The 23,975-nt window shown below is 43.5% G+C and carries 20 protein-coding genes; 16 read left to right on the top strand and 4 right to left on the bottom strand.

Annotated features, from left to right (window positions below; translation table 11 throughout):
* Positions 1 to 43 precede the first annotated feature (43 nt).
* From N480_RS00950 to map, 4 genes are all read right to left on the bottom strand, one after another.
* Positions 44 to 751 carry a hypothetical protein gene (locus N480_RS00950; protein WP_063370662.1) on the bottom strand — a complete coding sequence of 236 codons (708 nt, stop codon included), beginning with the start codon at positions 749 to 751 and terminating at the stop codon, positions 44 to 46.
* Between the two features lie 110 nt (positions 752 to 861).
* Positions 862 to 1,689: a 2,3,4,5-tetrahydropyridine-2,6-dicarboxylate N-succinyltransferase gene (dapD, locus tag N480_RS00945; RefSeq protein ID WP_063370661.1), complete on the bottom strand. Its 828-nt coding sequence runs from the start codon at positions 1,687 to 1,689 to the stop codon at positions 862 to 864.
* A 10-nt stretch (positions 1,690 to 1,699) separates the two neighbouring features.
* Positions 1,700 to 4,318, bottom strand: coding sequence for a [protein-PII] uridylyltransferase (gene glnD / locus N480_RS00940; protein WP_063370660.1), 2,619 nt, complete (start codon positions 4,316 to 4,318; stop codon positions 1,700 to 1,702).
* 186 nt (positions 4,319 to 4,504) lie between these two features.
* Positions 4,505 to 5,293, bottom strand: a complete 789-nt coding sequence (gene map, locus N480_RS00935) for a type I methionyl aminopeptidase (RefSeq protein WP_063370659.1) — start codon at positions 5,291 to 5,293, stop codon at positions 4,505 to 4,507.
* Between the two features lie 290 nt (positions 5,294 to 5,583).
* Here map and rpsB point away from each other — a divergent pair, with 290 nt between their 5' ends.
* The 16 genes from rpsB (at position 5,584) to dnaE (ending at position 23,954) form a co-directional block, all read left to right on the top strand.
* Positions 5,584 to 6,312 (top strand): 30S ribosomal protein S2, encoded by a 729-nt coding sequence (gene rpsB / locus N480_RS00930; RefSeq protein WP_063362921.1) that lies wholly within the window; start codon positions 5,584 to 5,586, stop codon positions 6,310 to 6,312.
* 106 nt (positions 6,313 to 6,418) lie between these two features.
* The gene (tsf, locus tag N480_RS00925; RefSeq protein WP_046355137.1) at positions 6,419 to 7,270 is read left to right on the top strand and encodes a translation elongation factor Ts; all 852 of its coding nucleotides are present in this window, start codon (positions 6,419 to 6,421) and stop codon (positions 7,268 to 7,270) included.
* 141 nt (positions 7,271 to 7,411) lie between these two features.
* Positions 7,412 to 8,152, top strand: a complete 741-nt coding sequence (gene pyrH / locus N480_RS00920; RefSeq protein WP_063370658.1) for a UMP kinase — start codon at positions 7,412 to 7,414, stop codon at positions 8,150 to 8,152.
* A 105-nt stretch (positions 8,153 to 8,257) separates the two neighbouring features.
* Positions 8,258 to 8,815, top strand: a complete 558-nt coding sequence (gene frr, locus N480_RS00915; protein WP_063370657.1) for a ribosome recycling factor — start codon at positions 8,258 to 8,260, stop codon at positions 8,813 to 8,815.
* 228 nt (positions 8,816 to 9,043) lie between these two features.
* Positions 9,044 to 9,817, top strand: a complete 774-nt coding sequence (locus N480_RS00910; protein WP_063370656.1) for an isoprenyl transferase — start codon at positions 9,044 to 9,046, stop codon at positions 9,815 to 9,817.
* Between the two features lie 11 nt (positions 9,818 to 9,828).
* Positions 9,829 to 10,695: a phosphatidate cytidylyltransferase gene (locus N480_RS00905; protein WP_063370655.1), complete on the top strand. Its 867-nt coding sequence runs from the start codon at positions 9,829 to 9,831 to the stop codon at positions 10,693 to 10,695.
* A complete protein-coding gene (gene ispC / locus N480_RS00900) occupies positions 10,692 to 11,897 on the top strand; it encodes a 1-deoxy-D-xylulose-5-phosphate reductoisomerase (protein WP_063370654.1) in 1,206 nt (401 codons plus the stop codon). The genes N480_RS00905 and ispC overlap by 4 nt, the downstream gene beginning before the upstream one ends.
* A gap of 2 nt (positions 11,898 to 11,899) precedes the next feature.
* Positions 11,900 to 13,252, top strand: a complete 1,353-nt coding sequence (gene rseP / locus N480_RS00895) for an RIP metalloprotease RseP (RefSeq protein ID WP_063370653.1) — start codon at positions 11,900 to 11,902, stop codon at positions 13,250 to 13,252.
* 71 nt (positions 13,253 to 13,323) lie between these two features.
* Positions 13,324 to 15,795: an outer membrane protein assembly factor BamA gene (gene bamA, locus N480_RS00890; protein ID WP_063370652.1), complete on the top strand. Its 2,472-nt coding sequence runs from the start codon at positions 13,324 to 13,326 to the stop codon at positions 15,793 to 15,795.
* A 10-nt stretch (positions 15,796 to 15,805) separates the two neighbouring features.
* Positions 15,806 to 16,324: an OmpH family outer membrane protein gene (locus N480_RS00885; protein ID WP_063370761.1), complete on the top strand. Its 519-nt coding sequence runs from the start codon at positions 15,806 to 15,808 to the stop codon at positions 16,322 to 16,324.
* On the top strand, positions 16,324 to 17,364 hold the full coding sequence (lpxD, locus tag N480_RS00880; RefSeq protein ID WP_063370651.1) for a UDP-3-O-(3-hydroxymyristoyl)glucosamine N-acyltransferase: 1,041 nt from the start codon (positions 16,324 to 16,326) through the stop codon (positions 17,362 to 17,364). The genes N480_RS00885 and lpxD overlap by 1 nt, the downstream gene beginning before the upstream one ends.
* An 11-nt stretch (positions 17,365 to 17,375) precedes the next feature.
* The gene (gene fabZ / locus N480_RS00875; protein WP_063357028.1) at positions 17,376 to 17,828 is read left to right on the top strand and encodes a 3-hydroxyacyl-ACP dehydratase FabZ; all 453 of its coding nucleotides are present in this window, start codon (positions 17,376 to 17,378) and stop codon (positions 17,826 to 17,828) included.
* Positions 17,829 to 17,830: 2 nt separating this feature from the next.
* The gene (gene lpxA, locus N480_RS00870; RefSeq protein WP_063370650.1) at positions 17,831 to 18,601 is read left to right on the top strand and encodes an acyl-ACP--UDP-N-acetylglucosamine O-acyltransferase; all 771 of its coding nucleotides are present in this window, start codon (positions 17,831 to 17,833) and stop codon (positions 18,599 to 18,601) included.
* Between the two features lie 121 nt (positions 18,602 to 18,722).
* Entirely contained in the window at positions 18,723 to 19,877 is a 1,155-nt protein-coding gene (gene lpxB / locus N480_RS00865; protein WP_063370649.1) for a lipid-A-disaccharide synthase, read from the top strand.
* Complete coding sequence (gene rnhB / locus N480_RS00860) at positions 19,867 to 20,460, top strand: ribonuclease HII (protein WP_063370648.1); 594 nt, start codon at positions 19,867 to 19,869, stop codon at positions 20,458 to 20,460. The genes lpxB and rnhB overlap by 11 nt, the downstream gene beginning before the upstream one ends.
* A 2-nt stretch (positions 20,461 to 20,462) precedes the next feature.
* Positions 20,463 to 23,954, top strand: a complete 3,492-nt coding sequence (gene dnaE / locus N480_RS00855) for a DNA polymerase III subunit alpha (RefSeq protein WP_063370647.1) — start codon at positions 20,463 to 20,465, stop codon at positions 23,952 to 23,954.
* The last annotated feature ends 21 nt before the right edge of the window (positions 23,955 to 23,975 follow it).

The raw sequence follows: 23,975 nt of genomic DNA, 5'->3' as shown, positions 1-23,975 counted from the left end.
GTTTTGGTCCTATATATCCAGTAGGGTATAGAGTGTGCGCTCTTTATATCCGAATTCCATGCTCATAAAAACAGGCCTGAGAGATGTGGTGCTTTTCAACAGGCCGTAGTTGTATCACTTCAATCTGGCTTACTTTATCTTGCTTTACAATTTGATGGATTTTAAAGTAGCGGCTCCAACTGATCCCTTTGTATGGCCGCAATTCTAAATAAGGGTACTGAACATAGTGCCAAGTACCGCTTAAAAGTCCTTTGTTCTCGTTCGAAACGGGTCCACCTGAAATTTCATAAGCACCGTTGGAAAAAAGTTTAAGGTCAAATGCGAGATCACATTCCGCGGTTTTAAAGCGACGAGCCAAGTCTTGCTTAAGTAGTGGGGTGTTCTCACTATTTTGAGGAAATGGGTATATGGCTATGGCGTCTTTGGTATACCAATGATTACCTTCTTTAAGGCCCTGTACATCTGCGATTTGAAAGCCATGCGCCGTGGCAATTAATTTTACGGACTCTACCGCTGAGGCGTCTCTGAGCATGAGTGAATGAAGAATCGTGTTCTGGGAAATGCTTGTAGGAAAATCAAGACTATTTGTTTCAACTTCAAAACCTTGCTTATCTAATGCAGATTGTAAATTGTTGAGTTCATTATCTGGCAAATACTTACCAAACACATGCACTGTGGTAGTGTGACTACAGCCTAAAAGCATGGCGCTCAAGGTGCAGACGAGAAGTTGAGTATTTATTGTTTTTAGCATCACTTCAGTCCTTTTAATATCAGCCATATATTTAGCATGGTTGGGACTGAAAAGTCAGTAATAAGATTAAAACCGTACACCATGGTGCGGTGTACGGTAAAAAATTGAGCTTAGTCCTGAACTGAGCGAAGTAGGGCGTTGACACCGACTTTTTCGCGAGTTTGCTTGTCGACCTTTTTAACAATGATCGCAGCATACAAACTATGTGTGCCGTCTTTACTTGGAAGTGAGCCAGGCACAACAACTGAACCCGCAGGCACGCGACCATAGTGGATTTCACCTGTTTCTCTATCGTAAATACGGGTGCTTTGAGAAATGTACACACCCATTGAAATGACTGCGCCTTCTTCGACGATAACACCTTCAACGATCTCAGAGCGGGCGCCGATAAAGCAGTTGTCTTCAATTATTGTAGGGTTTGCTTGTAGTGGCTCTAATACACCACCGATGCCTACGCCACCAGATAGGTGAACATTTTTACCGATCTGTGCACATGAGCCGACCGTCGCCCAAGTATCCACCATCGTACCTTCATCAACATATGCGCCAATGTTTACGTATGACGGCATAAGCACAACATTTTTGCCAACGAAGCTGCCTTGGCGCGCCACTGCATTAGGGACTACGCGCATGCCGCCTTGTTGAAATTGCTCGGGTGTATAATCACTGAACTTCAGCGGAACTTTGTCGTAAAACTGATTTACGCCATCATTCATTGGTTGATTGTCACGGATCCTAAACGATAGCAAAACCGCTTTTTTAAGCCATTGGTGGACGACCCACTCGTCACTGACTTTTTCTGCAACGCGCGCTGCGCCAGAGTCCAACAGCTCTAAAGAGTCGATAATGGCTTTTTTAACTTCTGGGACAACGCTTGAAGGTGTGATGCTGTCACGGTTTTCCCATGCTTGTTCAATAATACTTTTTAAATCCGACATAGTATCCTCGTTATTCAGATTCGGCGTTTAATTTCTTCATCAGTGAGAGATGAAGATCACTCTTTTCATCTTCACTGAGTGCTTGATATTGTTCATTTGAAACGACAAAGAAATCTTCTGCTCGCTCGCCTACCGTGGTGATCCTAGCGGCGTGAATATGTAAGTTTTTAACCTGCAATACTTCCGCAATCTTTGTTAATAGACCCTGAATATCAACTGCTTGTATTTCAAGCAAATTACGGTCTTCACGGGCATGTGGTCGCAAAATCACCTTGGGCTTGATATTAAAGTCTTTAAACCTATGTGAGCGATTCTTTTTAAGTCGTATTTTCTTTTTCGGGTCGGCGAGAATGCTCTCTAAACCTCGGCGAATATTTTTTGCTCTGCTACCACTGATAGCATCACCATTTACTTCCAAAATTACAAAGCTAAATACCACATACCCATCTTTTGTTGTCATAACTTGAGCATGCTGAATTTGCGCTTTTTTGGTGCCTATTACAGACACCAATTTGGCGAACAAACTGGCTTCATATGGTGCGTAAACAAATACTTGTGTACCACCGTGCATTGGTTTTTCAGATACGGCAACTCCGGCAGTACTTTGATCTTTCCTTGAAAGTAAAAACTCACTTTGCCATGAGATTTGCTGCTCACTAAAGCCTGTAAAGTAGTTGGCTTTGAAGCGAGACCACAACAACGTAATGCGCTCTTCCTCATATCCGGCGTCTAAAAGCCTTTGCTGTGCTTGCGCTTTTTTGTCGCGAATTTGATCTCGCATATCCATCGGGTTTTCTAGCCCTAATCTCAAAGCGCGTTGAGCGTGTAAATAGAGCTCTCTCAGTAGGGTGTTTTTCCAGTCGTTCCAAAGGTTATCATTGGTGGCGCGTATATCAGCAACGGTTAAGCAATATAAATAATCCAACTGCCGTTCATTTTTTACTTTGGAGGCAAACTCATTAATGACATCCGGGTCATTAATATCTTTACGCTGTGCAGTGACAGACATTAACAAATGATGTTCAACGAGCCAAGCGACCAACTTACCATCAGATGGCGTCAATTTATGCATACTTGCAAATGCCGTTGCGTCGACGGCTCCAAGCTCTGAATGGTCACCACCTCGTCCTTTGGCGATATCATGGAATATACCGGCTAAATACAGGAGTTCAGGTTTATCCATCCGCGTCATGATTTCGGAACAAATTGGAAACTCTTTGTTGAACTGTTTGTCACGATATTTATGTATATTGTTGATGAGCTTGTGTGTATGCTCATCCACTGTATAAGCATGAAACAGGTCAAACTGCATTTGCCCAAAAATACTTCGCCACTGCGGCAGGTAAGCGGCAATTAAGCCATGTTTATGCATGAGCGTGAACGCTCTACCCATTCCATTGGGGTGCTTAAGCAAGCGCATAAATGCGTCTCTGCATGCTGCGTAGTCTTGTAAATCCCCCAACAAACGGCGTCTTACCTGTCTTACCGAGCGTATTGTATTGGGGTCAATGTCTGTAATATCTGGGTTATCAGCGATGTGCTCAAACAGCACCAATAAATTCTCACGCAAGAAAAATGCAGAGGGGTTCTTCACTCTGATTTTATGACCAATGCGTTCAAAATGTGCATCCAAAGGCACCACGGTAAGGGCATCTTGGTCAGGTAAAATACTTTGCTCGAAATACGCCAATAGCATTTGGTTCATTTCTCGTACACGACTCATGATACGAAACAGGCGTTTCATCATGCGTTCCACTGAGGGCTTGCCCTCAGAACCGAACCCTAATAACTCTGCTGCATGAGGCTGGTAGTCAAACAGAAGGCGGTTTTCGGGGCGACCAGCTGCTAAATGCAGTGCAAAACGAATATTCCACAAGTTCTCTAGGCATTCCATGAGCTCTTGATACTCCTCATGGGTCAAGTAGCCATGGCCAATAAGCTCTTCGAGGGTTTCTGCATGGAAATGTTTTTTGGCTACCCAGAAAATGGTTTGCAAATCACGCAAGCCGCCTGGGTTCTCTTTAATATTGGGTTCTAAGTTATAAGCCGTGCCATGGCATTTTTTACGTCTAATTCGCTGTTCTTTAACTTTGGCAATAAAAAAGTCATCGGAGCGCCAGATAGGGGTTTTGACGATATGACTTTTAAGCCGCTCAAACTCAACCAAGTTGCCACAGATTAAACGGCTCTCGAGCAGGCTGGTGGTAAAGTGTACATCTTGTCGCTTTTGCTCAAGCACCTGCTCATGAGTGCGAACACTATGGCCTATGTCAAGGTTTAAATCCCACAGTAGCGTGACAAATACTTCGAGTTTTTGTCTTAATTCATCGTTGGGCTCGCCATCGGTCAGTAGCAAAAAGTCGATGTCGGAAAAGGGGTGTAACTCGCCTCTGCCATAGCCACCAATACCGATTAATGCCAATTGCTCGAAATCAGCTAAGCCAGTTTGAACGAACAGCTTTTTTAGTAAGATATCAATGAACTCAGAGCGTGCATTGATCAAGAGTCTAACGGGTTGCTTGGAGAATTGATTGTTTAGCCATTTGTAAAAATAGCTCATACAACCTTTGTAATCACAAAGTTGCTCGGCTTCTTCTAGCAACAATTTTACTTTGTTCGGTAACGCCACGGGATTTCCTTGGGTCCTTATTATCTTTAAGTATTTTTTGTCGCTGCAAGCGTATCAGGCCGTACATGACGGCCTGCGCTTTCAAAATATCTGCAACGTTGTCCGCTGTGGGAAAGACCCAAGCGGCTATTCTAGGTGGTAGTCAAGTTACTTGCTGTTTGAAAAGCAAGAGCAGTATAGTTGAAATTATGCGTGCTCGATCACTTTTTCGATGGTGTCATCATTACGGTGCGTAAGGATCTCGACACCATTGTCTGTCACGAGTAACGTGTGTTCCCACTGAGCAGATAGACTACGGTCTTTAGTCACAACAGTCCAGTCATCTTTTAGCAGTTTGCACTGGCGCTTGCCAGCGTTAACCATAGGCTCAATCGTTAAGCACATACCAGCTTTTAGTACTTCACCCGTGCCAGGTTTACCGTAGTGCATAACTTGTGGCTCTTCGTGGAATTCAGCACCAATACCGTGGCCACAATATTCGCGAACAATTGAGTAGTTAAAGCCTTCTGCATATTTTTGAATGGCAGCGCCAATATCACCTAACCTTACGCCTGGTTTGACCATTTTGATTGCCAAGTAAAGTGATTCTTGCGTGATTTCGCTCAGGCGTTTCCCTTGAATGCTCGGTTTGCCTACATAGAACATTTTAGAGGTATCACCGTGGTAGCCATCTTTGATAACTGTCACATCGATATTGACGATATCACCTTCTTTCAATGGTTTCTCATTGGGAATGCCATGGCAGATAACGTGGTTAACTGAGGTACAAATAGACTTTGGAAAACCGTGATAATTTAATGGTGCTGGGATGCAGCCTTGTACATCCACAATGTAATCGTGACAAATTGTGTTTAATTCGTCTGTGGTAACCCCAGGCTTCACATAAGGTTCAATCATTTCTAATACTTCAGCCGCTAACCTACCGGCAATACGCATCTTTTCGATTTCATCAGGGGTTTTAATCACTGCACTCATTGAGACTCCAAGTCATAATTTCTAGTAGCAATAACGAGCAAATTTTGCTCTCGTCATTGAGTTAATTTAATTTATATGGTATAAAGCGCGCCGTCTTTTTACAAATAAATCTTCTCTAACAGATGTTGAGGTTGTTTGTACTTAAGACAAGCAAAATTAAATTTTAACACACACACATATCGACACATACACTTGGGTGCATGTTTGTATCGGTCAAAGATACGTAATTAGCATGTTGGTGATATGGGATATGTGGAGGCCTAACCCTAATTAAATAGAGGAAAATACAAATGGCAAACGTTTCAATGCGCGATATGCTTCAAGCTGGTGTTCACTTTGGTCACCAGGCACGTTACTGGAACCCTAAGATGAAGCCGTTCATCTTCGGTGCTCGTAACCGCGTTCATATCATCAACCTAGAAAAGACAGTTCCACTTTTCAACGATGCACTTAAGTTTTTATCAAACGTTGCATCTAACAAAGGTAAAATCCTTTTCGTAGGTACTAAGCGCGCAGCTGGTGAAGCAGTTAAAGAAGCAGCTATCTCAAGTGAGCAGTTCTACGTAAATCACCGTTGGTTAGGTGGTATGTTGACTAACTGGAAAACAGTTCGTCAATCAATCAAGCGTCTTAAAGACCTTGAAGCTCAAAGCCAAGACGGTACTTTCGAGAAGCTTACTAAGAAAGAAGCGCTAATGAAAACGCGTGAAATGGAAAAGCTTGAGAAGAGCCTTGGTGGTATCAAAGATATGGGCGGTCTACCTGACGCTATCTTCGTAATCGATGCTGACCACGAGCACATTGCTATCCGTGAAGCTAACAACCTAGGTATTCCAGTAGTATCAGTTGTTGATACTAACTCAAACCCAGATGGTGTTGATTTCATCATCCCAGGTAACGACGATGCGATCCGTGCAATCCAGCTTTACACTAACGCTGTTGCAACTGCTATCACAGAAGGTCGTGAAAGCAACATCGTTGCTCAAGCAGAAAACGACGATTTCGTAGAAGCTGAGTAATTAGCTGTCATCAAGTCTTCATCAACTTAATGATGAAGACTTGATATTCTTTACAAGCGGAAATTCGCTTACCAAAAAAACCGAATTCAGAATTGAGGATATTCTAATGGCTGTAACTGCTGCCCTAGTTAAAGAACTTCGCGAGCGTACTGGCGCTGGCATGATGGATTGTAAAAAAGCACTAACTGAAACTAACGGTGATATCGATCTAGCGATCGAGAACATGCGTAAGAGTGGTGCTGCTAAAGCTGCTAAGAAAGCGGGTAACATCGCTGCTGAAGGTACAATCCTTATCAAGCAAGGTGAAGGTTTTGCTGCGCTTCTTGAAGTTAACTGTCAAACTGACTTCGTTGCTAAAGACGAAAACTTCCTAGGTTTTGCTAACACTGTTCTTGACGACGCTGTTGCTACTAAAGCTACAATCGCTGACCTTCAAGCTAAGTTTGAAGAGACTCGTGTTGCTCTAGTTGCTAAGATCGGTGAAAACATCAACGTACGTCGCGTTGAGTACATCGATGGTGACAAGCTATCTGCATACCGTCACGGCGACCGTATTGGTGTTGTTGTAACTGGTGATGCTGACGAAGAAACACTTAAGCACGTTGCAATGCACGTTGCTGCTTCTAAGCCTGACTTCCTGAAGCCAGAAGACGTACCTGCTGACGTTGTTGAAAAAGAAAAAGCGGTTCAAGTTGAAATCGCTATGAACGAAGGCAAGCCTGCTGAAATCGCAGAAAAAATGGTTGTTGGCCGTATGAAGAAGTTCACTGGTGAGATCTCTCTTACTGGTCAAGCTTTCATCATGGAGCCTAAGAAGTCTGTTGGTGAGTACCTTAAAGAGAAAGGCGCTACCGTTTCTTCATTCATTCGCCTAGAAGTTGGTGAAGGCATCGAGAAGAAAGAAGAAGACTTCGCTGCTGAAGTTGCTGCACAGATTGCTGCTGCAAAAGGCGAATAATCGCAATAGAATAATCTTATTGACATAAAAGTAGTGATTTGCTTTTGCGTCAATGCAGAAAATTCTCTAAAATAACCGCGCATTTATGTCTATCATAAGCGCGGTTATTTTTTGTCTCAATTTTAACTTGGCCCGGAAATTATGACTATCAATCGAAAACCTGTTTTTAGACGCGTTCTTCTTAAATTAAGCGGTGAAGCTTTAATGGGAGATGAAGGCTTTGGTATCGATCCAAAAGTATTGGATCGTATGGCGCAAGAAATCAAAGAACTTGTAGAACTCGACGTAGAAGTGGGTTTGGTGATCGGCGGCGGTAACTTTTTACGCGGTGGCTCTTTAGCTGAAGCGGGTATGAACCGTGTAGTAGGCGATCACATGGGCATGCTAGCAACAGTAATGAACGGTTTAGCGATGCGTGATGCGCTGCATAGAGCGTTTGTAAACGCGCGTTTGATGTCAGCAATTCCACTAAATGGTGTGTGTGATGCTTACAACTGGGCAGAGGCAATCAGCTTGTTAAAATCTGGCCGTGTTGTTATCTTTTCAGCAGGTACTGGTAACCCGTTCTTTACGACAGATTCTGCGGCATGTTTACGCGGTATCGAGATTGAAGCGGATACAGTGATCAAAGCAACTAAAGTTGACGGTGTATACAGCGATGACCCGGTTAAAAACCCAGAGGCAACGTTGTACAGCCAGTTAACTCATGACGAAATTATCGACAAAGAGCTTAAAGTGATGGACTTAGCTGCTTTCACATTAGCGCGTGACCACAATATGCCACTAAGTGTATTCAATATGAATAAGCCTGGTGCGTTGAAGCGCGTTATCATGGGCGAAGACGAAGGCACTTTGATCACATCGAAAAAAGTAGCGGAATAAAGCAATTTCAGATGGTGCGTATAGGCACCATTTGTTTAGAACAAACTCAGATCAATCTGTTTGACGATGTAGATTGGTTAGAACAGTAAAAATAGGATTGCAACTGTGATTAATGATATCCAAAAAGACGCTCAAGAGCGCATGAAAAAAAGTGTGGCAGCACTTGCTAGCCAACTTTCTAAAATTCGTACTGGTCGTGCACACCCGGCTTTGCTAGATGGTATTTCAGTATCTTACTACGGTGCCGATACACCTCTAAACCAAGTTGCTAATGTAACTGTTGAAGACTCTCGTACGCTTGCTATTAGCGTTTTTGATAAGTCTCTAGCACAGGCTGTTGAAAAAGCGATCATGGCTTCTGATCTGGGCTTAAACCCGATGTCAGCTGGTACAGTTATTCGTGTTCCACTTCCTCCACTAACAGAAGAGCGTCGTAAGGACCTTATTAAGATCGTTCGTGGCGAAGTAGAAGGCGGTCGAGTTGCGGTACGTAACATTCGTCGTGACGCGAATGGTGACATCAAATCACTTCTAAAAGACAAAGAGATTTCAGAAGATGAAGCGCGTCAAGCAGAAGATGAGATCCAGAAGATCACTGACACTCATATCAAAGAGATGGATACACAACTTAGCGCGAAAGAAGCAGAGTTGATGGAAATCTAAAACTCTATTGAGTTGTATTAAAAAGCCGCTTTTTAGCGGCTTTTTGCTGTCCTATGACTTGCTCACGCTGCACCAAATGGTGCGGGTTGCCCTGTATTTTTATATCGGGTTGAAACTTGTTTATATTACGGGCACTCTCGCTTGATAAGTGAACAAAAAGAATTTTATTAGGTTTGCAGCGTTGTCTGCGCTATACTAGGCGGCGTTTTTTTTATTTAAAATAGTACTATGGTTTTAAACGCTGACGCGATTTCACAACAATCATTACCTAAGCATGTTGCCATCATAATGGATGGTAATGGGCGCTGGGCTCAGGCACGTAAGCGCCCTAGAGCATATGGACATAAAAAAGGTGTCGACTCTGTTCGTAGCGCTGTACAATTTTGTACTAAGTTGGGCATTGAGTCTTTAACACTGTTTGCATTTAGCAGTGAAAACTGGCGCAGACCCGAAGATGAAGTTAGTACCTTAATGGAATTATTCCTCTTTGTATTGAGTAAAGAGGTTAAGAAATTACATAAAAATAATGTAAAACTAAAAATAATTGGTGATATATCAAAATTCCCTGAAAGCTTACAGGCTAAAGTCCACGATGCACATGCACTCACTGCAAATAACACAGGTTTGACCTTAAATGTTGCAGCAAACTACGGTGGACGATGGGATATTGTGACCGCGGCTCAATCGCTTGCAACGCAGGTACAACAGGGAGAGATCTCTGTTGCAGATATCACGGAAGACGCATTGTCTGAAAAGTTAACAATGGCAGAGCAAAGTCCTCTGGATTTGTTGATTCGTACTGGTGGTGATTATCGCATCAGTAACTTTTTGTTATGGCAAGCCGCATATGCTGAGCTGTATTTTACAGAAACACTCTGGCCTGATTTTAACGAAGAAGCTTTCTCAGAAGCAATTGCTTGCTATATTTCTAGAGAAAGGCGCTTTGGTTGCACAGGCGAACAAATACAACAACTACTCGCCGAGAGCAAATCAACAAGTTAAAGGTATAAAATTTGTTAAAACAACGTATTATGACGTCGGTGGTATTGGCTCCACTGGCGCTACTTTTGGTATTTTATACGCCACTGAAACTCTTTAGTATGATTGCTGGTGCAATTGTGCTTTTAGGAGCATGGGAGTGGGCGTCTTTAATGGGATTAAAGAAGGGAGTACATCGCGCTGGTTATGTTGTGGTTACGGCTGCACTAATTGGAGTATTTCATGTGCACTGGCCAATAGAGAGTTTATGGCAGTCAGGCAAATTAGTGGCCGATGCTAATTATCTATTTACCTTGGCAGCTGCTTGGTGGATTGTGGCAACGTTATTGGTGTTTCGATACCCGAAAATGGCGCGAGCTTGGAGTCAGGGTTTGGTTATGCCAGCTGTTGCTGGCTTTTTAACACTGGTCCCGTTGTGGCTGGCTCTAAACGTTCTTAGAAGTGCTGAGTATGGTGCGTCTGAACAATTTGGTTCAGTGCTGATTATGGTGGTGCTAGGCATTGTGTGGAGTGCCGATATTGGTGCTTACTTTGCAGGTAAAAACTTAGGTAAGCGAAAGTTAATGCCCAATGTGAGTCCAAATAAAACAATTGAGGGCTTAATTGGTGGTTTACTGACCTCGGTCGTTTTTGTATTAATTTTTTGCTATTGCTCGGGAGTAGAGCATAAACAGTGGCTGCTATATGGCGCACTAACCATTGTAATCGCGCTGTTTTCTGCAATAGGTGACTTACTTGAAAGTATGTTCAAGCGAGAAGCAGGACTAAAAGATTCAGGTAGTTGTTTACCAGGCCACGGCGGGATTTTAGATCGTATTGATAGTCTTACCGCTGCTGCGCCAATGTTTGCGTTGTTTTATGCATGGACGGTAACACTATGAGTGTCGAGTCAAGCCAGTTAGAGCAGGTCGTTATTCTTGGTGCAAGCGGCTCGATTGGTACCTCAACCCTAGATGTCATGTCGCGTAATAAAAAGCGATATAAGGTGTTTGCGCTTGTAGCGGGCACAAATGTTGAGGTGATACAACAGCAAGCGCTAGAGCACACCCCTCGTTATGTTGTGATGCAAGATGAACTTGCGGCAGTCTCGCTGCGTGAGCGTTTGAGCAATACAAAAATTGAAGTGTTAAGCGGCACAGATGCCATGTGTGAAATTGCGGCACATGAAGACGTCGACATTGTGATGTCAGCCATTGTTGGCGCTGCTGGTTTGCTACCTACTTTAGCCGCTGTAGAAGCCGGTAAAAAAGTGCTTCTGGCAAATAAAGAGTCACTGGTTATGTCTGGTCAATTGTTTATGGATAAAGTGAAGCGCCACGGTGCTACCTTATTACCTATAGACAGTGAACATAATGCGATTTTTCAGTGTATGCCTGCAGATGTGCAGCGCGGCGTGCAGTCTAACTTTAATGCGGTAGGAGTCCGTAAGATTCTCCTAACCGGATCGGGTGGCCCTTTTTTAACGCGTGACATCAACTCACTTAAGGCGGTGACCGTTGAAGAAGCGGTGGCGCACCCAAATTGGTCAATGGGTCGAAAAATTTCAGTAGATTCTGCAACGATGATGAACAAAGGTTTGGAATTCATTGAAGCTAAATGGCTATTCGATTGCCAAGCAGAAGATATTGAAGTGGTCATCCATCCACAGAGCATGATCCACTCCATGGTTCAATATCAAGATGGTTCAGTGATTGCTCAAATGGGGCAACCAGATATGCGTACACCAATTGCATATGGTCTAGCCTATCCAGAGCGTATTGACGCAGGCGTAAAGCCCCTAGATTTTTCTGACATGCGTGATTTCACCTTTACGCACCCAGACTACACTCGTTATCCAAACCTAAAGCTTGCCATTGATGCCTGTCGTCATGGCCAGGCAGCGACAACCGCGCTTAATGCAGCAAATGAAGTATCCGTTGCCGCATTTTTGGAAAAACGCATAGGCTTTATGGATATATTTAAAGTGAATGAACAGGTGCTTGAGCACAGCGCCTTAAAAGATTTAGAATCATTGGAAGAAATTTTGGATATGGATAGTCAAGCCCGTCGGCTTGCACAGCAGATGATTGCAAATCAGGGGTAGAGATGTTTGATTTTTTCTGGAATCTAGGTTCATTTATTGTTGCGTTAAGTATCTTAGTCGCTGTACATGAATACGGACATTTTTGGGTTGCCAGAAAAGCGGGTGTTAAGGTGCTGCGCTTCTCCATCGGTTTTGGTAAGCCCATCTTTACTTGGTATGACAAAATGGGTACTGAGTACGCTATCTCTGTGATCCCTTTAGGGGGATACGTGAGAATGCTTGACTCACGCGTTGATGACGTGGACGAACACGACATTGATAAAACTTTAGACAGCAAATCAGTATACGCTCGTATGGCAGTTGCCGCTGCGGGCCCTGCAGCTAATTTCCTTTTCGCAATTTTAGCATTGGCCATTATGTACTCAGTGGGGGTGCAAAATGTGAAGCCCATAGTGGGCTCGGTCACGGAATCATCTATAGCACAAAGGGCTGGAGTGCAGTCTGGCGACGCGATAAAACGTATCGGGGACGAAGCTGTAAGTTCGTGGCAAGAAGTGAACTTTGCCATCATGTCTGGGCTTGGAGAGCAACAGCTTGACATAAAAGTTGTGGACGAAAAAGGACAGATAGCGATACGTACTTTAGATGTGAGCAGTTGGAAGCTAGATCAAAAAGATGTTGCGCCTTTAGCTTCTATTGGCATTAATCCGTACAGACCGGACATCACTACAGAGTTAGCACTCATAGCAGAAGATTCAGCTGCGCAGCGAGCCGATTTAAAAGCAAATGATGTGATTGTGTCTTTCAACCAACAAGAGGTGACGAGTTGGACTCATTTTGTTGGATTGGTACAGCAAGCTGCTTATCAGAAAAGTGTGATAACCGTATTACGAGATGGGCAAGAAATTAGCCTTAATGTGACACCAGACGGAAGAGAAATTTCAGATGGTCAAGTAATTGGCTATTTAGGGGTTGTACCCAAACAGAAAAGTTGGCCTGAAGGCTACATTGAGACTAGACAGTACGGTGTATTCGATAGTATCGTGCTTGGCGTTCAGAAAACCTATGCGTTGACTGCGCTGAGCTTCGATATGATTGGTAATTTGCTCACTGGCCAAGTCTCAGTTCAAAATATTAGTGGACCAGTTGGCATAGCCGTAGGTGCTGGTGACAGTGTTAGCTACGGGTTAGTTGCCTTTTTAAGCTTTCTAGCATTAATTAGTGTTAACTTGGGTGTTTTTAATCTTTTGCCACTGCCGATGTTGGATGGTGGGCATTTGATGTATTACTTAATTGAACTAATTCGAAAAAAACCGGTCTCTGAAAAGACACAAGAGTTAGGTTATAAGCTTGGAGCCATGATGCTCTTAGCTCTGACTTGTTTTGCACTGTTTAATGACGTATCGAGGCTCTAGGCTCTGTAATAAGGGCGATAGCGCACGTGGCGTATAGTACGCCGTAAGCTGTAAAGGATAAAGATAACAAAATGCCTATAAAAAAACATTTAGCTGTAACGAGTTTACTTGGCGCCAGTTTTGCCGCTTTAGGGCAAAACTCCTTTATCGTAGAAGATTTAAAAGTTGAAGGGTTACAACGTGTTGCACTGGGTGCGGCATTAACTCATATTCCAATTAATGTTGGCGATGAGGTTGATAATTACACAGTTTCAAAAACGATTAAGGCATTATTTTCGTCAGGTCACTTTGACGATATAACTGCTTATCGTGATGGTAACCAGATCGTTTTCAAGGTTAAAGAGCGTCCGACAATTGCCTCTATTGAGTTTGATGGCAACAAAGACATCAAAGATGAACAGCTTCAGGAAAGTTTGGATGACAAAGATATCCGTACTGGTGAAACACTAGATCGTACGGTAATCGATGGCATCGAAAAAGGCTTGGTAGAGTTCTTCCATAGTATTGGTAAATATAACGCGAAAATCGATGTAAGCGTGGTTGAATTACCACGTAACCGTGTGAAGCTCAAATTTGATTTTGAAGAAGGTGACGCGGCATCGGTTCGCCAAATAAACTTAGTTGGTAATGAACTTTTCTCAGATGAGCAACTATTACGTTTAGTTGAGTCTCAGCAAGATTTGCCTTGGTGGAAGTTCCTTTCTAGTGATCGTTATCAAAAGCAAACTATTGAAGGCGACCTTGAAAAGATCCGAAGTTATTACCTTGATAGGGGTTACCTAAGGTTCAACATCGATTCTACACAAGTGTCGGTAAGCCCAGAACGCGAATCAGTATATGTAACAGCCAATATCACCGAGGGTGAGAAATACACCGTCAAGGGTTTCGACTTCATTGGTGATTTGTTAGGTCGTGAAGAGTTGATCCGCAGTGTTGTTCCATTGAAGTCAGGTGAACTGTACAACGGTTCATTGGTAACATCATCTGAAGAATTTATTAAAGGCTATTTGGCAAGATTTGGCTACGCTAACGCTGAAGTTCGTACCATCCCTGATATTGACGATGAAAACAAAGAAGTGCACTTAACTCTATCTGTTGACCCAGGTAAACGTGTGTATGTTCGTCGTATTTTAGTAAACGGTAACCAAAATACCGCGGACCACGTGGTGCGCAGGGAAATGACTCAATTGGAAGGTGCATGGTTGTCGAACCAGAGCCTAGAGCGTTCGAAACTGCAAATTCAACGTTTACCGTACATGGAAAAGGTCGAGTTTGAAGTTAAGCCGATCCCAGGTGTCGATGACCAAGTAGATGTCGATTTCAATGTAAAAGAGCAACCTGCTGGTAGTTTCCAAGCGGGTGTTGCGTACGGTTCGTATGCTGGCTTGCAGTTTAATGTTGGTGTGAGTGAGTCTAACTTCTTAGGCTCTGGTGATCAGGTTGCATTTAATATCAACACATCACGCGCTTCAACACGATACAGTGTTTCTTATACCGATCCATATTTCACACCAGATGGTATTTCTCAAGGTAGCAGTATTTTCTACAGCAACTTTGATGGTGGTGAAATCGGCCTCGTAGATTACGATTCACGTAGCTATGGTATTGGTACACACTTTGGTATTCCAATTAACCCAGTCAACCGCTTGAACTTTAGTTTCCGCTGGATTGAAGAAGATCTAGATCGCATTGCTGACTACGAGCAAACGCGCGTTATGAGACTTACTTTCGAAGATCCTAATAACCCAGATGATGGATTCGACTTTACGAAATTTGAGTTAGGTATTGGTTGGTCTCGTATTACCGTTAACCGAGGTATGTTCCCAACAGACGGTTCACGTCAGTCGGCAAACTTTAACTTTACGACACCTAATTCAGACTTGAATTACTTTAAGTTGAGCTACGACTCTCGTTTTTATTGGCCAATTAGTAATGATCACCGTTGGGTATTCTCGACGCGAGCAGCACTGGCTTATGGTAATGGTTATGGTGAGAAGAATGGCTTTGAACAGGTATTGCCGTTCCAAGAATTCTACCGCATCACTGAAATGGAGCTGAGAGGTTTCGAAAGAAACACTATCTTGCCTCAAGCAGTTCAGCGTCGTCCTCTGAGCTTGCCAGGTACGCCACTGCCTGATGGAACAACAACGGGCACAATTGGCGGCGATCCGCAGTTTGACCAATTAGTACCTCTTGGACGTATCGGTGGTAATGCCAAAGCTGTGTTAGGTGCAGAGATGATAGTACCAACACCTTTCCTAGATGAAGAAAATACAAGTTCAGTACGTACTAGCTTCTTCGTAGATGCCGCTAACGTATGGGACACTGAGTTCGACGTAAGTCGTTATACGAACTTGCCAGAAGATCAATACAAACAATTATCAGATTTTTCTGATCCTGGCCGTTTTAGGGTTTCAACGGGTTTATCTATTCAATGGATATCTCCAATGGGGCCGATGTTAATTAGTTTTGCGTATCCGCTGAAAAAAGAAGACGATGATGACACTCAAAACATCAGCTTCAACATCAGCAATACTTTCTAAGGAGTTTATTGTGAAAAAGATTTTTAAAACATCTGCTATGGGTATTTTAGCAGCATTGTTAATGGGTAACTCGGTTAATGCATTCGCACATAAAGTGGGCTTAATCGACATGCAGAATATTTACTCTCAGCTACCTCAAATGGCTAAGATTGAGCAAACGTTAAAAAATGAATTTGCTGAGCGCCGCCAAGAACTTGAAAAACTACAAGGCGATATTCGTTTTGAAGCTGAAAAATTCAAACGCGAAAGCGCGACGATGAGCGAAGAGCAGAAAACTGCACTACGTGACAAAATTCAGCAAATGCAGAAAACACTTGCAGAAAAGGGACGTCCTTTAGAGCAAGAGATTAAACAACGTCAAAACCAAGAGTTGGCTAAAGTCCAAAAACTAATCTTTGATGCAATTCAAGATGTTGCCAAAAAAGGAAAGTTTGACGAAGTTCGCGTAAAAGAAACGACAATTTACTTCAACCCTGATAAAGTTAGCGATCTATCAAATGAAATTGTTGAAGTAGTTAGCAAAAAATAATGACGAAACAATACACGTTGTCACAGTTGGCTGATTATTTGGGTGCCTCTCTAGAAGGGGATGCCAATCAGCCAATAGTGAAAATCGCGACCTTGGTAAGTGCCAAGGGCCAAGACATTGCGTTTTTGGCAAACAAAAAGTACCGCAGTCAATTAGAGTCGACACAAGCCGGTGCTGTAATCTTGTCAGCAGATGAAGCAGAGTATTTCACAGGTAATAAACTTATCTGTGATAACCCATATGTCGCTTACGCGAAGTTAGCGCAATATATGGATACGACGCCAAGTGCAGCAAGTAATACCCACCCAAGTGCATCTATAGACGAAAGCGCAGTATTAGGCGAAAACGTAAAAGTTGCCGCTAACGCAGTGATTGAGTCAGGTGCAGTTATTGGCGACAACGTGGAAATCGGCGCAGGCTGTTTTATTGGTAAAAATGCTCGCATTGGTGCAAATACCAAACTTTGGGCAAATGTAACCATCTATCATGAAGTGGTGATTGGTGAACAGTGCTTATTCCAATCCGGCACAGTCGTTGGCAGTGACGGGTTTGGCTATGCGAATGAATCTGGAGAGTGGGTTAAAATTCCTCAGATTGGCACCGTCATTATTGGTGATCGCGTAGAAGTTGGTGCATGCACATCTATAGATCGTGGTGCTATTGATGATACGATCATTCATGACAATGTCATACTCGACAATCAAATACAGATTGCTCATAACGTAGAGATTGGCTACGGCACTGCAATTGCAGGATGCTCGGTGTTGGCTGGTAGCGTTAAAGTAGGCAAGCACTGTCAAATTGGCGGTATGGTGGCTATAAATGGTCACAACGAAGTGTGTGATGGTGTAGTTATTACTGGTATGAGTATGGTCACAAAGGGGATTACCAAGCCTGGTATTTACTCTTCTGGCATGCCGCATACAACGAATAAAGAATGGCGCAAGAACATTGCCCACTTACGTAATCTTTCTGATTTTAAAGCGCGAATTAAGGCGCTAGAAAGCTTAACTGAGCAGTTACAACATACGGATAAATAAAAGGTGGTATTTTGGCCAACGAATTAAACAGCTTTGACATTCAGGAAATTTTAAAGTTATTACCACATCGCTACCCAATGCTTTTGGTCGATAAAGTGGTTGACTACAAGCCGGGTGAATACCTGCATGCGATAAAGAATGTGACAGCGAATGAACCTATTTTCACTGGGCACTTCCCTGAACAGCCTATCTTCCCAGGTGTGATGATCCTTGAAGCTCTTGCGCAGGCAACTGGCCTATTAGGTTTTAAGACCGTCGAAAACCGCTCTGATAATGAGCTATACTTATTTGCAGCCATTGACAACGCTAGGTTTAAGCAACCAGTTGTTCCTGGAGATACAATGCACTTACATGTGCAGTTTGTTAAAGAACGTCGCAACATTTGGAAATTCTCCGGTGAGGCGAAGGTTGACGGCAATGTAGTATGTAGTGCCGAATTAATGTGTGCTAGAAGAGAGTTTTAAGTGTGATCCATCCTACCGCAATTATTGAGCCAGGTGCTAAATTAGGAAAGAACGTCTCTGTAGGACCATATAGTTACATTGGCAATGATGTAGTTATTGGTGATGACTGTAAAATTGAGTCACATGTTGTTATTAAAGGGCCGAGTGAAATCGGTTCTGGTAATCACATATTTCAATTCGCGTCAGTAGGCGAGGCCTGTCAAGATAAAAAGTACAAGGATGAACCAACAAAACTTATTATTGGTGATAACAACGTGATTAGGGAATGTGCGACGATACATCGTGGTACGATCCAAGATAAGGGCGTGACAATCATTGGTAGTAATAATTTATTTATGGCTTACACGCACGTAGCGCACGATGCAGTGATTGGCAGCAATGTAATTTTTGCCAACAATGCAAGTGTTGCAGGGCATGTGCATATTGGTGACTGGGTGATCCTAGCGGGTAATTCCGGTGTTCACCAATTCTGTAAAGTTGGCTCGCACGCATTTGTAGGCATGTATTCTGGTGTTAATCAGGATGTACCGCCATTTGTGACCACTACAGGCACGCCAGCACGTCCAGTTGCAATTAATACTGAAGGCTTAAAGCGTCGTGGCTTTGAGTCTGATGAAATTATGGCGACGCGTAGAGCATATAAAACACTATTCCGTAAAGGCTTAAAACTTGATGAAGCAGTCGCCTCATTGCAAGAAGAAGCACAAAAGTTCCCTGCTGTACAACAGATGTTGGACTTTATAGCGAACTCTGAACGCGGTTTAGTACGCTAATACAGATTATCTCTTTGCCTTGCCAAAACCTCTGGGTAATTAGGCAAATAACAAAGAGCGTGTTCTGATATAATGACGCCATACTTAGTATGGCGTTTTTTTATTTTTCAGAAGAACAAAAATGGCAAACGAAAAATCAATTACCATTGGCATTGTTGCAGGCGAGTTGTCTGGCGACATCTTAGGCGCAGGATTAATCAAAGCGCTCAAAAAGCGATATCCTAACGCCAAATTTGTAGGTATTGCAGGGCCAAAAATGCAAGCGCAAGGCTGCAAGAGCTTATTCGACATGGAAGAGCTGGCCGTTATGGGGCTGGTTGAAGTCTTAGGACGGTTACCAAGATTATTAAAAATCAGAAAAGAGTTAGTGAATTATTTTATCGATTATCCGCCTGATGTGTTTATCGGCATCGATGCTCCTGATTTTAACTTGCGTGTTGAAAAGCCGCTCAAGGCAGCTGGTATCAAGACTATTCAGTATGTGAGCCCATCCGTGTGGGCGTGGCGTCCAAAGCGCATTCATACCATTGCTGAGGCAACAAACTTAGTGCTGTCGTTACTGCCATTCGAAAAAGCCTTTTATGACAAGCATGAGGTACCTTGTACTTTTGTCGGGCATACTTTGGCAGATGAGATCCCATTAGAGCCTGACCAACAGGCGGCACGTGCTAAAATTGGTTTGGATGAGTCTGACACAGTTTTGGCACTTTTACCCGGTAGTCGAGGTTCTGAAGTGGGGTTATTAAGTGAAACTTACCTTCAAACAGCTAAGCAACTGGTTGATAAAATCCCGAACTTAAAGATCGTCGTTCCATTGGTGAATGAAAAGCGTCAGAAGCAATTTAATCAAATTTTAAATAAAGTCGCGCCGGATCTCAGACCAATTTTACTTGATGGTCAATCTTCATTGGCAATGAATGCTGCGGATGCCGTTTTACTGGCATCAGGGACCGCTACGTTAGAGGCTATGCTATATAAAAAGCCTATGGTTGTGGGCTACCGTCTTAAGGCGTTGAGCTATAAGATTTTTAGTACTTTCTTCACCTTCAATATTAAGCATTTTTCTTTGCCAAACTTACTCGCGGACGCCCCTTTGGTGCCCGAATTTCTGCAAGAAGAGTGTAACCCAGATGCGCTAACTGATGCTCTGCTCCCACTATTACGAGAAGACAATACAGCGTTGATTGAACGTTTTTATGACATTCATAGAAATATCCGTTTGAATGCCAGTGAGCAGGCTGCCATTGCAGTTGCGGAGGTAATAGATGCAAATTGAAAGACCTGATTTTAAATACATCGCAGGCGTAGATGAAGTAGGCCGCGGCCCACTGGTGGGAGATGTTGTTACCGCTGCAGTGATACTTGACCCTTCTAAGCCTATTGAAGGGTTGGCAGACTCAAAAAAGCTGACCGAAAAAAGGCGTAATGCCTTAGCGCAAGAGATTAAAGAAAAAGCGCTGTGTTACTGTATTGCCCGAGCAAGTGTTGCAGAAATTGATGAACTTAATATTCTACACGCAACAATGCTGGCAATGACACGAGCAGTTGAGGGGCTAGAGGTGCCTGCTGAATTTGTGTTTGTAGATGGTAATCGTTTGCCAGAGCTCTCTGTGCCGGCACAAGCTGTGGTCAAAGGGGATAGCTTGGTCGCAGAGATCAGTGCGGCTTCAATATTGGCTAAAGTTACAAGAGACAATGAGATGATTGAGTTAGACGCTCAGTTTCCTGAATTCGGTTTTGCAGGCCACAAAGGCTATCCGACAAAGGCACACTTTGAAGCGCTCGCACAGCATGGCGTTACGCCTTTTCATCGCAAAAGCTTTAAACCAGTTCAGCGTATTCTCGCGGAGCAATCTTAATTATGCCAACGCCTAATTTCGTACATTTACGTGTTCATAGTGACTTTTCTATGGTAGATGGTTTGGCGAAAACCAAGCCTATTATTGCTCGTGCTCAAGAGTTGGAAATGCCAGCATTTGCCATCACAGATCAAATGAACTTATGTGGTTTGGTGAGGTTTTATGGAGGAGCACATGGCGCAGGAATTAAACCTATAGTCGGTGCTGATCTTTGGCTTAAGAGTGAGCAATTTCCAGATGAACCCTGCAGAATCGCGGTCTTAGCGAAGAACAATGAGGGTTATAAAAATCTGACGCTGCTTATATCTGAGGCGTTTTTACGTGGTCATGTTTTTCATCGCCCCGTTGTAGATAAAGAGTGGCTCGCTAAATTTAAAGAAGGCTTGATCATTCTTTCAGGCGCAAAAGATGGCGATGTCGGTAAGGCGCTTCTCAAAGGCAATCCGCAGCTAGTAGAAGACACGCTGGCATTTTATGAAGAACATTTTGCAGATCACTATTATCTAGAATTGCACCGTACTGAGCGAGAGCATGAAGAAGAGTATCTTCATGCCGCGGTTGCACTGGCAACGGAACGCAATTTGCCAGTTGTGGCAACTAACGAAGTGGTCTTTTTAAATGAAGAAGACTTCGAGGCGCACGAGATCCGAGTTGCAATTCATGATGGGTATGCACTCGAGGATAAAAATAGGCCCAAGCGCTTTTCGAAAGAGCAGTATTTAAAAACGCCTGAACAAATGCATGAGTTGTTCAGTGATATACCAGAGGCTCTTGAGAATACGGTTGAAATTGCTAAGCGTTGTAATGTTACCGTACAACTAGGCACCTACTTTCTGCCAGATTACCCGACAGGTGACTTAAAGATTGATGACTTCTTAGTCAAAGTGTCTGAAGATGGCCTTGAAGAGCGTTTGCAGTTTCTGTTTCCCGACGAAGAAGACAGAAAAGTTAAACGGGTTGAATATGATGACAGGTTAAGAATTGAGCTTGATGTAATCAACCAAATGGGATTCCCCGGTTACTTTTTAATCGTAATGGAGTTCATCCAGTGGAGTAAGGATAACAACATACCAGTTGGCCCTGGTCGAGGGTCTGGTGCAGGTTCTTTGGTTGCATATGCGCTTAAGATCACCGATCTTGACCCATTAGAATTTGACCTGCTATTCGAACGATTCTTAAACCCAGAACGTGTATCAATGCCCGACTTCGACGTCGACTTCTGTATGGACAGGCGTGACGAGGTAATTGATCACGTTGCCAAACTCTATGGCCGCCAAGCTGTATCTCAGATCATCACCTTTGGAACCATGGCGGCAAAGGCGGTTATTCGAGATGTTGGCCGTGTGCTAGGTCACCCTTATGGCTTTGTTGATCGTATATCCAAACTTGTTCCGGGGGACCCTGGGATGACTTTGGCAAAAGCCTTCGAGGTAGAGCCACGTCTGCCAGAGGCATACGATGGCGATGAAGAAGTTAGAGAGCTTATAGATAAATGTCGTATTCTAGAAGGCTGTACACGTAACGCCGGTAAACACGCAGGGGGCGTTGTAATCTCGCCTACCAGCATCACCGACTTTGCTGCATTATATTGTGACGAAGAGGGTAAGTTCCCTGTTACTCAGTTTGATAAGAATGATGTTGAAACCGCTGGTTTAGTTAAGTTTGACTTCTTAGGTCTAAGAACTCTGACTATCTTGCAGTGGGCGCTGGATATGGCCAATGAGCGTTTAGCGCGAGAACAAAAGCCGTTTGTTGATATCAACGCCATTCCACTTGATGATCATGCCAGCTTTGAGGTCTTACTCAGAGCAGAAACGACAGCAGTATTCCAGCTTGAATCACGAGGAATGAAAGATCTGATCAGGCGTCTGAAGCCAGACTGCTTTGAAGATATGATCGCACTGGTGGCACTTTTCCGCCCAGGCCCCTTGCAATCAGGCATGGTAGATAACTTCATCGACCGTAAGCATGGCCGTGAAGAGATCTCATTCCCAGATGCACAATACCAGCACGAAAGCCTAGCACCAATACTTGAGCCAACCTACGGGATCATCCTGTATCAGGAGCAGGTAATGCAGATAGCGCAGGTTTTAGCTGGCTATAGCTTGGGTGGCGCTGACTTACTTCGTCGAGCAATGGGTAAGAAAAAACCAGAAGAAATGGCGAAACAACGATCGACCTTCGAGGAAGGATCGATCAACAACGGTGTTGACGGCGAACTTGCGATGAAGATCTTCGATCTTGTAGAAAAGTTTGCGGGTTACGGCTTCAACAAATCGCACTCGGCTGCATATGCATTGGTGTCGTATCAAACACTGTGGATGAAAACGCATTTTCCAGCAGAGTTCATGGCTGCGGTAATGTCAGCCGATATGGATAACACCGATAAGATCGTAACGTTGGTGGATGAATGTGAAAACATGAAGCTGACGCTGTTACCACCGGACGTAAATGCGGGCGTGTACAAGTTTACGGTGAACTTGCAAGGTGAGATCGTCTATGGCATTGGTGCAATCAAGGGTGTAGGTGAAGGCCCTGTTGAAGCCATTTTAGAAGCGCGAGAACAAGGCGGAGAATTTAAAGATCTCTTCGATTTTTGTGCTCGGGTTGACCTTAAGCGTTTAAATCGACGTGTGATTGAAAAGCTAATTTATGCAGGTGCACTAGACAAATTGGGGCCTGAGACAACACAAGGCGCTCGAGCGACACTGTTGGCTAGCTTAAAAGATGCTATGAAATCAGCAGAACAGCATCACAAAGCTGAGCAGCTAGGCCAATCTGATTTGTTTGGTTTATTGGCGGTTGAACCAGAGGATGTCGCAAACGCATTTGTTAAAGCAACTCCGCTGAGTGACAACGAGTGGTTGGATGGTGAAAAAGAGACCTTAGGTTTATATCTGACCGGTCACCCAATAAATCAATATCGCAAAGAGTTGAAAAACTATACTTCGGGTAAATTGGTTGACTTACAGCCGACAAACCGTGATGTGCAGTCAACCGCTGCCGGATTGGTGATCAATGCGCGTACCCTGATAAATAAAAAGGGTAATCGCTGGGGGTTGATCACCCTTGATGACAAAAGTGCTCGCGTTGATGTGCGCTTCTTCCCTGAACAGTTCGAAATGTATGAGGAGTTACTGCAAGTTAACCAAGTTCTCGTTATTTCGGGACACGTTGCCTTTGACAACTTCTCTGGTGGCATTTCAATGACTGCGCGGGAAGTGAATACCATTGCACAAGCACGAGAAAAGCGCATAAGTGCATTGAAGATGACGCTGAACATGACACAAATGGATTCGAGTTTCGGAGAGAATTTAAAACGTGTACTTGAACCGTATAAATTTGGTACTTGCCAAGTTGTTATCGAATATCAACGGCCGGATGCCACGGCAGAGCTTACGTTAGGCATGCAGTGGTGTGTTACGCCGAGTGATGAGTTGATACGCTCTTTAAAGAAGTTAACAGGGCAGGATGTTGAATTGATCTTTGATTAGTTTTTGTCGCGCTTAGCTCAA

This window comes from Pseudoalteromonas luteoviolacea S2607 (assembly GCF_001625575.1).
In the GTDB taxonomy this organism is placed as follows: Bacteria; Pseudomonadota; Gammaproteobacteria; order Enterobacterales; family Alteromonadaceae; genus Pseudoalteromonas; species Pseudoalteromonas luteoviolacea_E.
The sequence above is the reverse complement of the archived record's forward strand: the minus strand, read 5'-3'. Positions and strand labels throughout refer to the sequence as shown.

What these genes read in the sequence shown, in the direction of transcription:
- N480_RS00950 (WP_063370662.1), bottom strand. Translation starts at nt 751, where the DNA reads ATGCTAAAAACAATAAATACTCAACTTCTCGTCTGCACCTTGAGCGCC.
- dapD (WP_063370661.1), bottom strand. Translation starts at nt 1,689, where the DNA reads ATGTCGGATTTAAAAAGTATTATTGAACAAGCATGGGAAAACCGTGAC.
- map (WP_063370659.1), bottom strand. Translation starts at nt 5,293, where the DNA reads ATGAGTGCAGTGATTAAAACCCCTGATGAAATCGAAAAGATGCGTATT.
- rpsB (WP_063362921.1), top strand. Translation starts at nt 5,584, where the DNA reads ATGGCAAACGTTTCAATGCGCGATATGCTTCAAGCTGGTGTTCACTTT.
- tsf (WP_046355137.1), top strand. Translation starts at nt 6,419, where the DNA reads ATGGCTGTAACTGCTGCCCTAGTTAAAGAACTTCGCGAGCGTACTGGC.
- pyrH (WP_063370658.1), top strand. Translation starts at nt 7,412, where the DNA reads ATGACTATCAATCGAAAACCTGTTTTTAGACGCGTTCTTCTTAAATTA.
- N480_RS00910 (WP_063370656.1), top strand. Translation starts at nt 9,044, where the DNA reads ATGGTTTTAAACGCTGACGCGATTTCACAACAATCATTACCTAAGCAT.
- ispC (WP_063370654.1), top strand. Translation starts at nt 10,692, where the DNA reads ATGAGTGTCGAGTCAAGCCAGTTAGAGCAGGTCGTTATTCTTGGTGCA.
- rseP (WP_063370653.1), top strand. Translation starts at nt 11,900, where the DNA reads ATGTTTGATTTTTTCTGGAATCTAGGTTCATTTATTGTTGCGTTAAGT.
- bamA (WP_063370652.1), top strand. Translation starts at nt 13,324, where the DNA reads ATGCCTATAAAAAAACATTTAGCTGTAACGAGTTTACTTGGCGCCAGT.
- lpxD (WP_063370651.1), top strand. Translation starts at nt 16,324, where the DNA reads ATGACGAAACAATACACGTTGTCACAGTTGGCTGATTATTTGGGTGCC.
- lpxB (WP_063370649.1), top strand. Translation starts at nt 18,723, where the DNA reads ATGGCAAACGAAAAATCAATTACCATTGGCATTGTTGCAGGCGAGTTG.
- rnhB (WP_063370648.1), top strand. Translation starts at nt 19,867, where the DNA reads ATGCAAATTGAAAGACCTGATTTTAAATACATCGCAGGCGTAGATGAA.
- dnaE (WP_063370647.1), top strand. Translation starts at nt 20,463, where the DNA reads ATGCCAACGCCTAATTTCGTACATTTACGTGTTCATAGTGACTTTTCT.